General features: G+C 62.0%; 2 protein-coding genes. One reads left to right on the plus strand and one right to left on the minus strand.

Going from position 1 to position 17,551, the window contains the following annotated elements; all coding sequences use genetic code 11:
* Positions 1 to 63 precede the first annotated feature (63 nt).
* Positions 64 to 16,281 (plus strand): amino acid adenylation domain-containing protein, encoded by a 16,218-nt coding sequence (locus ACWF6P_RS26300; RefSeq protein ID WP_452623042.1) that lies wholly within the window; start codon positions 64 to 66, stop codon positions 16,279 to 16,281.
* Between the two features lie 524 nt (positions 16,282 to 16,805).
* On the opposite strand, the gene ACWF6P_RS26305 is transcribed toward ACWF6P_RS26300, so the two are convergent.
* Positions 16,806 to 17,459 carry a GNAT family N-acetyltransferase gene (locus tag ACWF6P_RS26305; RefSeq protein WP_378547899.1) on the minus strand — a complete coding sequence of 218 codons (654 nt, stop codon included), beginning with the start codon at positions 17,457 to 17,459 and terminating at the stop codon, positions 16,806 to 16,808.
* Between the last annotated feature and the right edge of the window lie 92 nt (positions 17,460 to 17,551).

Here is a 17,551-nt window from a genome sequence, read left to right on the forward strand (position 1 = left end):
ATTCACGTGATCAGCCACCGAATGTTCGTGAATAACAAGGCTGGTGAAATGTGAGGTGACGGGTTGAGTGCTTTTCCGTTGTCTCGGGCTCAGCTCGCGCTGTGGTTCGCGCAGCAACTGAGTCCGTCAACTCCGTTCGTGGTGGCTCAGTACGTGGAACTACGAGGACCGGTTGACGTCGACGCGCTGATCGAGGCAACGAACACGGCATGTCATGAAGTGGAGTCGGCGTTCGTTCGCCTCGTCGCTACTGATGCCGAGCCGCTTCAGGTCGTCGATCACTCCATCGTCGACGATCTCGAATACCTCGACCTCCGCGGCGATGACGATCCAGTTCAGCGCGCGAACGAGTGGATGACAGCGGAATACTCACGGCCACTTGACGTGATATCGGATCGCTTGATCTCGGCGACCTTGCTACACCTGGCAGACAATCACTATTTCTGGTATTCGCATGCCCATCACCTCGTGCTCGACGGGTATGCGGCGATGACACTCACCACGCGAGTGGCCGAGCGCTATTCGCATCTTGTTCACGGCAAGAAGCTGACTCCTTTCGGTGGTGCGGGGGTACGTGCGCTGCACGACCTCGATGTCGACTACCGATCCTCGGCGCGGTATCGATCGGACGAGCAGTACTGGACGGAGGTGTCCGAGGGCCTGCCTCGCCCGGTTCGCCTCGCCGACGGCGCCGGGCTGACGTCCATGCCGCAGCGCATGATGGTGCAGACGTTGAATCCAACTCTTGCAAAACAGCTTTCGGATGTCTCGACGGAGTGGGCTACGTCCGAGGTGGCGATCCTCGTCGGTGCATTCGCGTCCTATCTCGGTCGGATGACTGATTCCGACGACGTCGTCCTCAGCCTGCCGGTGTCCGGCCGCACCACGGCAAGGTCGAGACGTTCGGGCGGAATGCTGTCCAACATCGTGCCTGTTCGTGCGCAACTTGATCGGGATCTGTCGCCACAAGAGTTGGTGCGTCAGATCTCTGTGCAGATGACCGGCGCATTGCGGCACCAGCGATTCCGATACGAGGACATGGGTTTCCAGGGAGATCAGGGCGGATCCCGCGACTCGGCGGGCCCGGCAGTGAACGTCATGATGTTTCACGAAGTGATTCGGCTCGGTGACGTCGTCGGCGAATTTCACGTCCTCACATCCGGACCCACCGAAGATCTGTTCTTCAGCATTTATCCGTCGATCGCGGGGGAGAACGTTCGCCTGTCCTTCGAAGCCAATCCGCGCCTGTACAGCGAACGTGATCTGGCGATGCACCATCGTCAGTTCGTTCGGCTACTCGAGGGATTCCTCGACTCGGCCACCAGGGGGCTCGGTGACCTCCTTGTCCTCTCGGCGGACGAACTGAATGATCTGGTCCCCGCGCTGGGTGCGCGGACGGACGGATTCGCGACGCTCGATTCGGTCATCAGAGACGGGGCAGGGCGGGGGAGTGCCGTCGCGATCCGTGACCAAGGTGTGGACGTCACCTACGACCAACTCGGCGCTCGCGCGGATGCACTGTGCGCCTTGCTCGTAGAGAACGGCGTCGTCCGAGGTGACGTCGTCGGGATCCTCGCCCCGCGGTCGACCGATTCCGTAGTTGCATTTCATGCAGTGGCGCGGGCCGGTGCGGCTCTTCTTTTCGTGGATCCTCAAACGCCCTCCGAGCGTGTCGCTTTCATTCTCGACGATGCCAACGTGTCCGTTGTGGTCGGTGACGATCCGGCAGGCGTGCCGGCTTGGGTCTGCGTCGTCAGTCCCAGGGGCGACGAAACTGTCGATGGGCCGATCGATCGAGGTTCGGAGGCCGGTTCCTCTATCGCCGACGTGTCCCTGGACGATACCGCCTACGTGGTCTACACCTCGGGGTCGAGCGGACGGCCGAAGGGCGTCGCGGTCAGCCACCGTGGCATTTTGCCGTTGCTGCGTTCTCACGCACGGCGACTGAACATCGATAGTTCCTCCCGAGTCGCGCTCCTGGCATCCACGTCGTTCGACGTGGCGATCCTCGAGATTCTGCTTGCTCACGGCTGCGGTGCGACTGCCGTGGTCGTTCCTCCCGGACTGATCGGCGGAGTGGATCTCGAAGACTATGTGCGGCTCGAGGGTGTCACGCATTTGATCTCGACACCATCGGTTCCGCTGACGATGGATCCTCGGGAACTGCCGGATCTTCGAGTATTGAACGTGGGCGGAGAGCGACCGCCGGGGACGCTCGTCGATGCGTGGTCGAGTCACGTCGACATCGTGAATTCGTACGGCCCTAGTGAAGCAACCGTCGCGGCATTCATGAGCGAGCCGCTGGTGCCTGGCGGTGATACACCGATCGGGCGCCCCATCGACGGCGTTGCCGCTGTGGTGTTGGATTCGTGGTTGCGTCCTACTCCGGTCGGCGCCGCGGGTGAGCTGTACGTGATGGGACAAGGACTGGCGCGTGGGTACCTTTCGCCGACGCTGACGGCGGAGCGTTTTGTCGCGGCGCCCATAGGTGCGGCCGACGCTGGTGCGCGCATGTACCGCACCGGGGACGTGGTGCGGTGGAACGATGCCGGTCAACTCGAGTTCTTGGGCCGCACTGATCAACAGGTGAAGATCCGTGGAGTACGCGTCGAACTGGGCGAGATCGAAGCTGTGCTCCTGTCGACTCCTGGCGTCTCGCAGGCAGCAGTGGTGGAGCGATCCGGGTCGCTTGCGGCGTACGTGATCGCGGACGAAGGCTCAGCTCATCCGTTGAGCCAGACGATGGTGCTCGATCATCTGGCTTCCCGACTTCCGCGTTCCATGCTTCCGAGTTCGGTGACGATTCTGGCAGCGTTGCCCGTCACAAACCATGGAAAGACGGACCGTGCAGCGCTCCCTGAACCGACGACGACCGCTGTCACCGAGCAGCACTCGGCGGTAAGCCGCCCGATCGAGTACGACGAGGAATTGATTGCCTCGGTGATGGCCGAGGTCCTCGGCGTCGGAGTTCTCGGACCGCACTCCGACTTGTTCGCCTGGGGCGGTAGTTCTCTCGACGCCGTGTACGTCGCCGCGCGCGTGAGTTCCGCCTTCGGAAGAAGGATTGGTGTCAGGGACGTGTTCGGTGCCCCGACGCCGGCGCAGCTGGCCCGGAAGATCCGCGAGGGTCGGGCGGAGTGGGTGGTGGAACCCCAGCGCATTTCGGACGACGTCACCGTGGAAATAGCTCCGGCACAACAACGTCTGTGGCTGCTCAATCGTCTGGATCCGCAGTCGTCGGCGTACAACATTGCGTTCGAGGTCTCGTTCAGTGGTGTTCTGGATGCAGCGGCGATGAGGGAGTCGGTAGTTGACCTGACCGATCGCCATCCCGTCCTGCGCACGGTGTTCTCGTTCGACCAGAACCGCGACACGTGGCCGATCCAGGCTACGTCTGCGGCGTCCGTGACCCTGATCGAGGTTCTGTCCGAAGAATACGACTCTGCGTCAGCGGATTTGGTTGCGGCCGGGTTCGACCTGGCGACCGAATTGCCCTTCCGGTTGATCCTCACCTCGGACGGCGATGCCGACCATCGCATGACCGTGGTCGCCCATCACATCGCCCTGGACGGTCTTTCGTTCGCGACGATCGTCTCGGACCTCATTGCGGCGTACGACGCCCGCGCCGCTGGGAATTCGCCGATCTGGCCTTCGCCCTCGCTCGACTATCGCGACTATTCCGCTTGGCACAGAACCGTTCTCGGTGATCCTGCGGATCCGCAGAGCCTCGCTGGCCGTCAGTTGGAATTCTGGGAAACAGCTCTCGCCGGCGTTGATCCGACTCTCGTGCTTCCCGCGGACAGATCCCGCCGGCCGGACCAACCGTCGTCGGCGGGGGACGTGACGTTCGAACTGTCCTCGCCCGTCCACGCGGCGCTGAACGAAATTGCCAGAGCACACGACTGCACGACCTTCATGGTGCTGCACGCCTGCCTTGCGATCGCGCTGAGCAAGATCACCGGTGCGCCCGATATTGTCATCGGAACCCCGACGTCCGGTCGTACACACCCGTCGTTCGACGGCTCCGTCGGTATGTTCGTCGGAACCGTGGCGCTGCGAACGCTCCTGCTCGATGGAGACACCTTCGGTGAGTTCTTGACTCGAGTACGCGACGTCGACGTGGCGGCTCTGTCCAATGCCGACGTGCCGTTCGACTGGGTAGTCGAGCGGGCGGTCGGTGGGGCCGCAGGCGAGAAGAATTCCTTCCTGCACGTGGTTCTTGCCGTCGATCCGGTAGCTTCGGTTCCCGAGATCGCCGTGGGAACGATGACGGCTCGAGGAATTCCGTTGCCTCCCGCGCACCCGCGGTTCGATCTCGAAGTGACTGTGCGCGAAGATCGTACGGTTGACGGAGGTGCGAGCGGCATTTGGGGTACCTTCCGATATGCCGCCGATCTGTTCGATGCGGCCACCGTAGGCGGTTGGGTCGAGCGACTACGTCGAGTGTGCGACTCGGTCACCGAGAACTCGTCAATTATGTTGCGTGACATCGATGTTCTCAGCGTTGCCGAGCGCGAAGAACTGCGGGTGCACGTGCCGGCGCCAGCACTTGGTGCGAACTCACTGTTTGGCCTGTTCGCCGGGGTCGCGACGAAGCGGTCGAACGCAATCGCCGTCACGAGTGGAAATTCTCGGGTCACCTACGCAGAGTTGCACGTTCGTTCGGAGGCGCTCGCAGCCGCCTTGATCGATCGAGGAATTCGAGTGGGGGATCGCGTGGCCGTCGGCCTCCCTCGCTCGATCGACCTGGTAGTTGCGATTCTCGCGGTCGTTCGGGCGGGCGCCGCGTACGTCCCGATCGACCTGCAGTATCCCGACGCTCGCATCCGATACGTACTCGCCGATGCGCGTCCGAAAGCGATTCTGTCGACGCCCAGTTCCGCTCCGCGTTTCGGTGAGTACGAACATGCCGTCGTATCCGTCGAAGAGACGGCTGACGCGGCGCAATGCTGGCCAGTTGCGCCCTTGGAGTCCGCCGCTTACGTGATCTACACCTCCGGATCAACCGGAGCCCCCAAAGGCGTCGTTGTATCTCAGTGCAACGTGTTGGCTCTGCTCGCCTCGACTCGAGAGATCTTCGACTTCGGGCCCGAAGATGTGTGGACGATGTTTCATTCGTACGCATTCGACTTCTCGGTATGGGAGATGTGGGGTGCGCTGACCACTGGCGGATCGCTGGTGATCGTGGACGGTGACGTCGCGCGCTCACCCGAAAGATTCGTGGATCTGATTGTGCGGGAACAAGTGACCGTTCTGAATCAGACCCCGGCTGCCTTCTATGCGTTGGCGGAAGTCACGCAGGAAATGCTGCTTCCGCTCCGGTCGATTGTTTTCGGCGGTGATCGCCTCGACGTGGGGCGCGTGGAGGCCTGGTTCGGTCGGCACCCGGATGTGCGGGGCGTCAACATGTTCGGAATCACCGAAACCACCGTTCACGTCACCAGTGTCGAACTACCGGCCGGTGACGGAGCTGCCTCGCCGATCGGATCTCCGTTACCGGGCTTGCGCAGCTACGTACTGGACACCGCGCTCGAGCCTGTCCCTCCCGGATCTGTCGGCGAACTGTACGTTGCCGGTCCACAGGTGGCCGCAGGCTACTTGGGTCAACCCGGGATGACGTCTTCACGATTTGTGCCTGAACCGGGATTCGACGGGTCGAGGATGTACCGCAGCGGCGATCTGGTCCGTTGGCGAGCCGGTCGACTCGAATATGTTCGCCGAGCCGACGGTCAGATGGCCCTGCGCGGTTACCGCGTCGAACCGGGCGAGGTCGAGACCGCGCTACTGGCTCACAGTTCGGTGGAGCAGGCCGCGGTGGTGGTGCGAGAACTCGACAGCGGGCCGACATTGGTCGGTTACATCACCCCGGAGAAGGGACACGACCTCGACGACGTATTGCGGACTGCCCGTTCGTTGTTGCCCGGGTACATGGTGCCGTCGGCTTTGATGCCGCTTGCGTCATTGCCGGTCACGATCAACGGCAAGGTCGACCGTGCGTCGCTGCCGACCCCGGTGTCTCTCACGCAGCCCTCTCGGCAGTCACGAGACTTCTTCGAGCAGACAGTCGCAGCCATCCTGAGCGATTTGATGGACGTTCCGAATGTCGATCCGGTTCGGAATTTTTTCGATCAAGGGGCCAATTCCTTGATCGCCACTCGACTCTCGTCGCGACTGAACGCCATCCTGGGCTGCAACCTCGACGTCCGCGATGTCTTCGAGCACCCATTCGTCGATCAGCTGGCGGGAATTGCTGCTGCCAGAATCGGTGTAGGGCAAAACGGCACGGGGCCGGTGTCCTTGGTGCCTCTGTCTTTGGCGCCGCGTTCGGACAATACAGAAGTGCAGCTGTCAGCTTCGCAACACCGAATGTGGATTCTGAATCAGTTGGATACAGCGTCCGCCGGCTACAACATTCCGATCGTGTTGCGCCTGACGGGTGAATTGGATGTAGTTGCAGCCGAACTGGCCATTCGTGACCTGATCGATCGCCATCGCACCTTACGGACCGTGTACCCGGTTGTCGGTGAGCGCCCGGTTCAGAAGGTGCTCGACGTCAGGGAAGCAAGTCCGCCGCTTCAGCTCGCGGCGCTCGCGGGCGAGGACGCCGAGAATCGCGTCGCAGAACTGGTGGGTTCGGGCTTCGATGTCACCACGGATCCGCCTGTACGGGTGGCCCTTTTCCAGGTTTCACCCGACGAGCACGTCCTGGCCGTCGTTGTCCATCACATTGCCGCCGACGCTCGATCGCTGGAAGTGCTGATACGTGACTTCACTGCCGCGTACATCGCTCGCGCGGAGCAGCAAGCTCCGCAGTGGTCGCCGCTCGCGCTCGAGTACTCCGATTACACTGCATGGCAGAGAGAATCGGGGATTCCAGACACGGTATCCAACTACTGGAAGCAGGCTCTCGAAGGCCTTCCCGAGCAGGTGACGCTACCCCTGGACCGCCCACGCTCGACGTCCGCTCGCGCGTCGAGCTGTCGAGTGGTGATCTCAGGTTCCGTACGGACGGGCCTGCAAGCGGTGGCACGATCGAACAACGCGACCATGTTCATGGTTGTCCACGCTGCTCTCGCGGCGCTGATGGCGAGGCACACCGGCAGCAGTGACGTGGTTGTCGGCACTGTCGTGTCCGGACGCACCGCACCTGAACTCGATGAGCTCGTCGGTATGTTTGCCGGCACGATTGTTCTCCGAACCGAAGTCGATCCGTCGGAGTCCTTCGGCCAGTTGGTCGAGCAGGTTCGTCAGCGCGACGTATCGGCGTTCGCGCATGCAGAGATGCCTTTCGAATCGCTGGTTGATCTGATCGACCCACCGCGATCGCGCTCGCGGCACCCGTTGTTCCAGGTGGCGCTCTCGTTCCAAACAGTGCATCCCACCACCTGGTCCGTGCCGGGGTTGTCCGTCACACAGATTGCTCCTGATGTCAGGCACGCAAATTTCGATCTGCAGCTCAACGTCGCGGATTCGGGGATCGGCGGCGGTCTCGCCCTCGAATTCGTCTACAACGCTGATCTATTCGACGATCTGACGGTATCGAGCTTTGCGGGCCGGTTCGAGCGCTTCCTGGGTCAAGTGTCGATCGATTCGACGGTCGCCGTAGGGGGAATCGACCTGTTGGACAGTGCGGAACGAGCTCTTCTCGTCCCCGCACACGGCGCGGCCGACCGGCCTGGTCGATCTCGACGTTCCGGTACGACGCTTGCCTCGATGCTGCGCTTGGGTGTCGAATCCGCCCCGGATGCTGTGGCGGTCAAGGGCGAGGGCAACGCACTGACTTATCGGGAACTCGATGCCCAGTCGAATGTCGCAGCCGACGAGTTGCGCGCCCGGGGAATCGGAGTCGACCAGGTCGCTGCCTGGACTGCAGATCGGTCCATTGCGTCGATCGTGCAATTGTGGGCAATCGCGAAGGTCGGGGCAGCTCCGGCGTTGGTGGATCCGGAACAGCCGCAAGCACGACTACGCGATGTCCTCGAAACACTGGGCGACGGCACGATCGGCAGCCGCAACGCTGGTGGTGAGAAGGTCACAGACTCGGCGCGCGAATATTCCGACAGCCTTGCGGCATACGTAGTCTTCACTTCGGGTACGAGCGGAACCCCGAAGGCTGTAATCGTGACCAACGGTGGGCTCGACGTCATCGCCGAAGACCTGCCGGGTAGGCTCTCGGCTGGACCAGGTTCTCGCGTATTCCATCGCGGAGCACCAGGATTCGACATGACGTTGCTCGAGGTGCTCATCGCGAGTACGTCCGGGGCGACGCTCGTCCTGGCGAAGAACGACGAACTGTTCGGTTCGGGACTCGCATCAGCGTTGAGGCGCGAGCGTATTACGCATCTCTGCGCCACACCTACCGTCGTCGCCTCGATCGGTGCTCCGTCGCTGCCGGACCTTGCAACGGTGATGTTCGGAGGCGAGCGGCTCAGCGGTGCGTTGGCGAAGCGTTGGCACGCCGGACGCAGAGTGATCAACGGATACGGACCCGCTGAGTCGACGATGTATTCGCTTGCTACCGAGCCTCTCTCGAGTGAACACTTGTCGAGCGGTGCTTACGACGGGTCCGTCGGACATCCGCTGGCCGGGGTCGACGCGGTGGTGCTCGATGATCGACTCGTACCGGTGCCGCCGGGAGTTGCCGGAGAACTGTATCTCTCAGGTCGAATGCTCGCGCGCGGGTACGCCGGCCAACCTGCCCGCACTGCGGAACGATTCGTGGCAACCAGTTCAGGCGCCAGGATGTACCGGACCGGCGACCTGGTGATGTGGAAGCCTGAGATCTCCAAACCGGCAACCCAGAAGCCCGAAGGCGATACCTATCGCCTGCACTATCTCGGGCGAACTGACGCGCAGGTGAAGGTCAACGGTGTCCGGATCGAGCCGGGTGAGATCGAGGCAGTCATTCAGTCTGTGGCGAAGGTCGATTTCTGCGTCGCCGGGGTACGGGCGACCGAAGGTGGAAGTCCGCTGTTGGTCGCCTACGTGAGAAGTTCAGGCGCCGAGAGAGTTGACACGGGTCGGCTTCGCGCCGGCGTCGCAGAAGTTCTTCCGACGTACATGGTTCCGCATGTCATCGTCGACATCGAGGGCGACATTCCGATGCGGAACGGCAAGGTCGACTTCGCCGGTCTACCGTTGCCGGCACTCGCTGCTTCCCGCACAGAGGGCCCAGAGACTGACACTGAGCACCTGGTTGCTGCGGCTTTTGTCGCCGTTCTGGGCGGAGACGGGGACGATCGTGACGCAGACTTCTTCTCGCTCGGGGGCAACTCGCTCTCCGCCGCGGAGGTCACGTCACTCTTGAGTAGTTCTCTGGGACAGGTTGTTCCGCTGAGGACCGTATTCGAGCATCCGACGGTTGCGGCGTTGGCAGCCCGGCTCGATTCGCTCGAGCAGAACGACTCGGTGACCGACGTCGTCCGACTGGAACCGCGCCGCGATCCCACGCCCACACCCCTGTCACGAAACCAGCGTGCGATGTGGGTACTCAATCAGCGGAACACAGCGAGCGGTGCGTACAACCTGCCGATCTGCATCGAGATCGACGGTGAACTCGACGTGTCCGCGCTGCGTCAAGCCGCGACCGATCTTGTCGGCCGGCATGAGGTCCTCAGAACCCGGTATCCGGGCACTCCACCGGTTCAGGTCGTAGATCCTCCGTCTTCGGTGGCAGTGGAAACGCGACTGGTCGGCGACGTCGAGGTCGAAGTGCTGCTGCGAGAGTTCGGCTCGCGCGGTTTCGACGTGGCCGCAGACCTGCCGGTGCGCTGGATGCTGCTCCAACTGTCGCCGGTCAGACATGTTCTGGCGGTAAGTTTTCACCACATCGCAGTCGACGGGGTGTCGATGCGAACTGTGGTCGGCGACCTCCTGACCGCTTACGGCAAGCGCCGAGCCGGACTGGATCCGCAGTGGCCTCCGCTGCCGATCCAGTACGGGGATTTTGCCGCGTGGGAGGCAGCGAGTGACGTTTCCCCTGTCGTCGAAGAGTTCTGGCGCCGAGCACTCGACGGCGTGACGTCTGTGTCTCCGCTGACGGTGGATCACACTGACGACGGACCGATTTCCGCGGCGCAGCGAGTGAACTTTTTGATACCAGCCGTCGTCACCTCGGCACTGCAGGCGCGAGCAAACCGGTTGAAGGTCTCGCTGTTCGCGGTGGTTCATGCGGCGCTGTCCGTGGTGCTTGCCAAGCTGAGCGGGAATCCCGACGTCGTGATCGCGACCGCGGTCGACGGACGGCGTACGCCCCAACTCGACGGCGTGGTTGGAATGTTCGTGGATACGGTGCCTCTGCGCCTGCGGATCGACGGGGACATGCCGATTGATCTTCTGTTGGCTACAGCTTTCGATGCTGACGTGGCAGCGTTCGAATACAGTTCTGTTCCTGCCGAATTGGTTGGTGAGTTGCTCGGTGGACGAACTCCCCAGGTTGCGCTGGGTCTGCAGAATTTTGCGGTCCCTGCCGTGGAGGTGGCCGGTCTCACGATCGAGGCTCGTGAAATCGAGACCGCAACAACGAAGTTCCCCATGCATGTCTCGCTCGCACCCGCTGTCGACGGATCATTGACCGGCGCTGTCGTCTATGCCGCGAGCGCGTTCGATCCGTCGAGCGCCGACGCGGTTACTCGACATCTGTCGAGAGTGCTCACCTCGATTGCCGAGGATGTGCCAGTACTCGTTTCGGATCTCGCGGTGGGCGCGGCGCCCAGTTGGACTGCTGTCGAGGTCGATTCGTCTCGGACACTCACCGAGATCTTTGCCTCCACAGCGGCGCGATTCCCGAACAACATTGCTCTCGACGACGGACAGAGCACGGTGACGTATGCCGAACTCGACTCTGCCTCGGATGCTCAAGCCTGGGAACTGGTAGCTCGGGGAGCAGGGCCGGGCGCTGTATACGAGATTCCGGCAGTGCGAACTATCGCTTACCTGGTCCGAATGTTGGCCATCACGAAAACGGGCGCGGCATTCGTGCCGATCGACCCTGACCTGCCGACGGCACGGTTGAAGCAGCTACGCACAGTGCTCTCCGACCGCAGCGTCGTTCCCGGCCGGCAGTATCCGGATTCAGTTGCGTACGTCGTTCACACGTCCGGGTCGACCGGTGAACCGAAAGGCGTTGCAGTCACCCACAGAGGACTGGGCCTTCTGACCGACGACGCAATCCGGAAGTACGGGGTGACTTCGGACTCGGTTGTGCTGCACGGATACAAACCGACGTTCGATGCAGCGATCCTCGAGATGATGCTGGCGATCGGCGCCGGGGCTACCTTGGCGGTCGCGCCTCGTGAGGCTTTCGGCGGAAGAGCACTCGAAGAGTTTGTCGCAGAACGCGGCGTTACCCACATGTTGTCGACTCCGGCCGTACTCGACACCATGGCACCGGAGCGGTTCGACTCGCTCGAGGTAGTGGCAGTCGGTGGCGATGTGCTCTCACCTTCCACCGCGCGCGCGTGGAGTCGCCGTGCGCGAATGCTCAATGCGTACGGACCGACTGAATGCACCGTGGTCACGACTGTCGCCGAGGTGGATCATCGGGTCACCATCGGAGTTCCGCTCACCGGAATCGGTGCAGAGGTACTGGATACGCGACTGCATCCGGTGCCGTGGGCCGGGATCGGTGAGTTGTACGTCAGCGGACCCGGGCTGGCGATGGGCTACGCCGGAGATCCCGCCGGCACCGCCAGTTCGTTTGTCGCCGCACCAGGTGGGCGCCGCCGTTATCGGACCGGTGATCTGGTTCACCGCCGCACCGATGACACGCTCGGATTCGTCGGACGCTCCGATCGCCAGATGAGTGTGCGAGGAATCCGCGTCGAGCCTGCCGAGATCGAATCGGCCCTGCGTCGGTGCCTCGGCGTCGAGGCCGCTGCGGTCGTCCTCGTCGACGAGATCGCTGTGGCATGTGCGGTTGGTGAGTCATTGGAGTCGGATCAGCTGACAATCGAGTTGGCAGCGATGTTGCCTGCATATCTGATGCCCGGCCGAGTAGTCGTGCTGGAGTCGATCCCGCTCACGTCGAACGGAAAGCTGGACGCAGACGCGTTGCGGCGCCATGTGTTCGAGAGCCAGGTACCCGACGCAGCAGTGACGGTTTCGGAGGAACTCGTCACCGCTGTCATGTCGGAACACGTGTCCGGAAGCTTCGGCGCTCTGCACAACCTGTTCGAATCGGGTGGCGATTCGTTGGCCGCGGCCGCGGTGGCAGGTCGACTCGCCTCGATCTTCGCCCGGGACGTGCCTGTTCGAGCCGTCTTCGACAATCCGTCACCGCGAGCGATGTCTCAATGGCTTTCGTCGAGCGCATCCGACGGCACGCGCCGCGAATTGACTCGACGCGATCCCGGGACGCCCGCGCCGCTGGCGCCCTCTCAACAGCGACTCTGGCTGATCAATCAGCTGCAGCCGGAATCGACCGCGTACAACCTGACGTTTGCAGTAATCCTGGCAGACGGCATCGATCGGTCGGTCTTGAGCAGCGCACTCGGTGACGTCGTCGATCGCCACGCCGTACTGCGAACTGTGTTGGTTCCAGGTGAATTCGGTCCACAACAGGTCGAAATAGATTCTGTTGCATTCGATCTCACCCCGGTGCAGGTCGACGATATCCGTGCGAGCGCTCGAGCCTTCGCGAATGTGCAGTTCGATCTCGAACGAGACCTTCCGTTCCGAGTGCGTGTATTCACCGAGGATGCAGGAGTCGTCTCTGCAGGACCGACTGTCCTGGTCATCGTTGTTCACCACATCGCAATCGACGGTGCCTCGATGGGCCCGATCCTGGCCGATTTCGCGGCAGCCTTCGAGGCCAGGGCAGTTGGAAGAGAATGGGATCGCTCCGCCGACGGGATCAGCTACGGCGATTACAGTCTGTGGGCGAGAGAGAGTTTGGGTGATCCCGAGGATTCTCTCAGCGTGGCTCACCGGCAGCTCGACTACTGGTCGAACGTCCTTCGTGGCGTCGAGGATGTGTTGGCTCTACCCGTCGACACACCCCGGAGTCCGCTGTCCTCACGATCCGACGAAATGGTGACGGAAGTCCTCGACGGCACCACCTACGACGCGTTGTCGGCGTTGGCCCGCTCGCACGGCGTCACGGTATTTATGGTCGTCCACAGCGTGATTGCCGTGCTGCTCGCTCGTGAGTGCGTCACGGATGATGTCGTTGTGGGAGCAGCGGTGAGTCTGCGCAACGATCCGGCGCTTCTGAATGTCGCCGGCATGATGGTGGGCACCGTCGCGTTGCGCACGAGGATCAACTCCGCCGACCACTTCACGGCAGTCTTGGACGAGGTTCGCCGCGTCGATCTGGAAGCGATGGCGAACGCGGACGTTTCGTTCGACGATGTAGTCGCAAAAGTCGATCCACCGCGCAGGATGAACGAGCATCCACTGTTCACGGTCATGCTGGCATATCGACGAGCGCTCGAGTTGCCGCAGATCGACGGGGTATCTGTCTTCGACCTCGACATCGCTGGGGCATCGACGGGCTACGACTTGACGTGGGATCTGGTCGACGCCGGTGACAGTCTGACCATTCGATTGTTGTACGCCACGGACAAGTTCCGGAAGTCGACCGCGGAACTGTTCATGCAGCGGGTGACACGTATCGCCGAATCGGTGACAGCCGAACCCGAGATAGTGGTCGGGGAGATCGAATTGTTGTCCGGATTCGAACGCTCGGCGTTGACCGTTGCGAATCCCCGCAACGTCGATCCCTTGACGATTGCCGACATTTTCGAACGTGCTCTGCGTCAGGCACCCGACGCAGTAGCGCTGGAAGAGAACGGCCGACTCTGGACTTACCGCGACCTGCACGAGGCGTCGTCGCACTGGATGCGCGAGTTGGTGGGCCGGGGAATCGGGCCTGACGATGTCGTCGCCGTTGCGCTCGGTCGCGGACATCTGTGGATCGTTGCGTTGTGGGCAGTGGCGCGGGCAGGCGCAGCGTGGCTGTCGCTCGATCCGGCGCTGCCGACAGTGCGCCGGCAGACGATGGTCGAGGAGTGCGGTTCGGTTGTCGGTTTGACAGCAGAAGGTGCAGCCGAGAGTTTGCCCGATTGTGTCGAGTGGTTGTCGATGGATGAATCACGCACTGCGAGTAAGGCTACCGAGGTATCGGCAACGCCGGCTCGTCCCGACAACCTGGCCTATGTCATCTACACGTCGGGTTCGACGGGAAGACCCAAGGGCGTCGAGGTTTCACATCGCGGAATCATGAATGTCTACACCGCCCACGCCGAGATCGCCCAGCTCGATCGCGGCCCCCGAGTCCTGCAATTGGCGTCGTCGACCTTCGATGCATCGGTGATAGAGATTCTTCTGGCGGCTGCGGGGTGTGGAACATTGGTTCTGGCTCCCGACTTCGTCTACGGGGGAGAGGAACTCACGAGTCTGCTGGTGACTGCCGACGTCACGCATTTGATCGTGACGCCGACCGTCCTGGCGACAGTCGATCCGGATGCAGTGCAACCGTTGATCGTCGAATCGATGGGTGAGCCGCTCTCTGCCCGCCTTGCGTCGGCCTGGTCGAGCCGACATCACATCGTCAACGGGTACGGACCGACCGAATCAACGGTCGCGGCATCGATTTCGCACCCGATCATCGATGGAGACGTCACTGTCGGCACTCCGGTACCTGGTACGACGGCACTTGTTCTCGACCAAAGGTTACGTCCGGTTCCGGATGGCGTGACGGGAGAACTCTTCCTCTCCGGTGAGAATTTGGCGCGGGGGTATGTCGCATCCCCAGGTTTGACCGCTGATCGTTTCGTGGCCAATCCCTTTGTCACAAATCCCGCGGCGGTGGGGACTCGGATGTATCGCACGGGTGACCTCGTTCGTCGTCGGCGTCACGACCGAGCGCTCGAGTATCTGGGCCGCAACGACGCACAGGTGAAGGTCCGGGGTGTTCGCGTGGAACCGGCGGAGGTCGACGCGGCTCTGTCAAGCCATGGAGCAGTGACCTTCTCGGTTACCGTTGTCACCGACGACGGGCGCGGGCCCGCTGAGCTTCGGTCGTATGTAACTCTGGCAGAGAACAATTCTGTGACGGAAAGGGAGCTGCGCGATTTTGTCTCCGGCTCGCTGCCGAAACACCTGCTGCCTTCCTCGATAACGGTGGTGGACCGGGTCCCGTTGCTCGCATCGGGGAAAATCGACATCGCGGCTCTTCCTGCTCCTGCACCGCAGGTAGGGTCGAGTGCGGATCGACCCGTCTCGGCCACCGAATATCAAGTGGCACAGGCATTCGAGAGTGTCACAGGCGCGGTATCGGTGGGCCGTCATGACGACTTCTTCGAACTCGGCGGTACGTCCATGGGAGCCGTTCAGGTGGCTTCGCGAGTGCGTGAGGCCCTGAACAGGGAATTCCCTGTTCAATGGATTTTCACCGATCGAACTGTGGCCGAGCTTGCCTCTCGGTTGGATCTCGATCATGCCGATATCTTGGAGGGTGATTCGTCTCGTTCGGACCCGCTGGACACGATCGTCATGTTGGGCGGCAATCCTGACGACGTACGGCCGCCGTTGTTCTGCGTGCATCCGGTCAGTGGAATTGCCTGGTGCTACGCCGGACTCGTCGGTCGGCTCGAAGGTCGACGGGTGTACGGCATTCAGGCAACGGGAGCAGGTGAGCTACCGGGCACGGTGGCGGAGTTGGCGTCGGGGTATGTCGATGCCGTACGGATGGTGCAACCGTCGGGTGAATACCATCTGCTGGGGTGGTCTGCCGGCGGAACGATCGCGCTCGAGATGGCGAGCCAGCTCGAAGAGGCCTGCGACCTGGTCGGTTCGGTTGCCATGCTCGACGCACTGCTGCCGGAGATGATGCCGTCGGTACAAGCAGCCCCGGAGCCTTCCGAACTGTTCGCGCAGATCGGGCTGACTGAGGTTGAAACGGCGACTGCAGCAGTGACTTTCGTGGAAGTCGCAGCAGAGATCCGAAGGCAGACCGGTATGGATTTCCTCACCGATACGGTTCTCGAATCGGTAGTGGGCCGGGTGGAAAAACTCTCGCGAATCGTCCGGGATCACCGGCCGAGGCCATTTTCGGGGCCAGTGGAACTCTTTGTGGCGCAGCATGATCTGCCTGAACATCGTCACCTGGTTGAAAAGTGGTCCGAATTGGTGGGCCCGTTGCGAACGTATCTGGTCGACTGCTCTCACTCGGAAATGTCGAGTATGGACGTTTTGGCGAGCGTCGCGAAAGTTCTCGTCGACAATCGCCGAAGCGTCGAATCCGAAGCGGGGGAGCGCAATCATACTGGGGTGCAGTAGATCTGCGGCGCCGGGACTTTGGTCCGGAGTTGTCACACCCGGGGTCCTCCATCCTTCCGTTCCGCAAGTAGAACCCGTAGCATTTTCCTTGTGGCAGTAAGCCATTCAGAAACTATCTCCGGAGGATCGTATGTTGGGTTCCCTTTTTTCCATCAGCTCTGAAATCGGTGTCCCGTCCGTCGACGCGCTTTTCGAGGCTGCTCGGACCATCATCGGCGCGCTCTTCGGCCTGAGCTGACACGTCGCAGCGACCTTCCCCCGCGGTGAAGAAAGTCCCTGTTCTCCGACAAGGAGAACAGGGACTTTCGTGCAGCCTGCAGGTGAGCGTTTGCGTGGCGGTGAGTGGGTGACCTACCGGCCGTTCTGTTGATACGCGATCGCTGTCAGCGATCCGACTTCGACGTTCACGTCTGCGGTGCTGGTGAGCCCGATCTTGTGGGTCGACTGCCCGGGAGCTTTGCAGGCACCAGAAGGTCGGAACCGGGGGCCTCGACAAAAGTTGTCGCTGTGCGCGGGTAGCTCGCTCAGTCGATGCCGAGCATCTGCTTGAGCTCGTGCACGCCTGTCACTTCGACGGGATACGGCGGTGCGACAAAGTCTTCGCGACTGAGGGTGAAGAGACGACGCACGGTCATTCGGCCGTCGGCAGCCAACTCCTCTATCGTGCCGTCTGCGCGGTACCCGACTTTGGTCGACACCGTGATCGAGGCGGGGTTGTCGGTGAACGCCGACGACGCGACGCTGCGTGCGCCCAAAGAGTCGAATGCGAATGCGCAGATAGCCTGTCGGGCGAGAGTACCGATACCCCGGCCTTGGAACTCACGCCCGATCCACGAGCCGGTTTCACCGGTACGACTGTTGGGGAAGTCCGTCGCGGCAAACGCCTGACAACCTACGATTTCCCCGTCGACAACGATGGCTGTTTCGAATTTCCAGTCGGCGACGCTCATCGCTCCGCGGACCGACCAGTGATATTGGATGAACCTTCGCGACACTTCGTCCGGCGTGCCCACAGTCCAGGGGACAAGAAAAGGCATCTGTTCGGCAGGGTGAATGCCGGCTCGAACCAGCGCATCGAGTTCGGGGAAATGGTCGTCGCGCACAGGGGTCAAGGTGACGGGCCCACACGTGATCGTTACTCCGTACGGAGGCCAGATCTCGTTCAGTGGATCAACCATCGTGCTCAGACTTTCGTTCGTGTGCGAATCGGGTCACAGTCTGGCATGCCAGGCCCGTCCGAGTGAGCGACTTCTGGTCATCGGGATTCTTT

The organism is Rhodococcus sp. NPDC055024 (genome assembly GCF_053608585.1).

Excerpts from the sequence above, each read along its gene's own strand:
- ACWF6P_RS26305 (WP_378547899.1), bottom strand. The coding sequence starts at position 17,459 with ATGGTTGATCCACTGAACGAGATCTGGCCTCCGTACGGAGTAACGATC.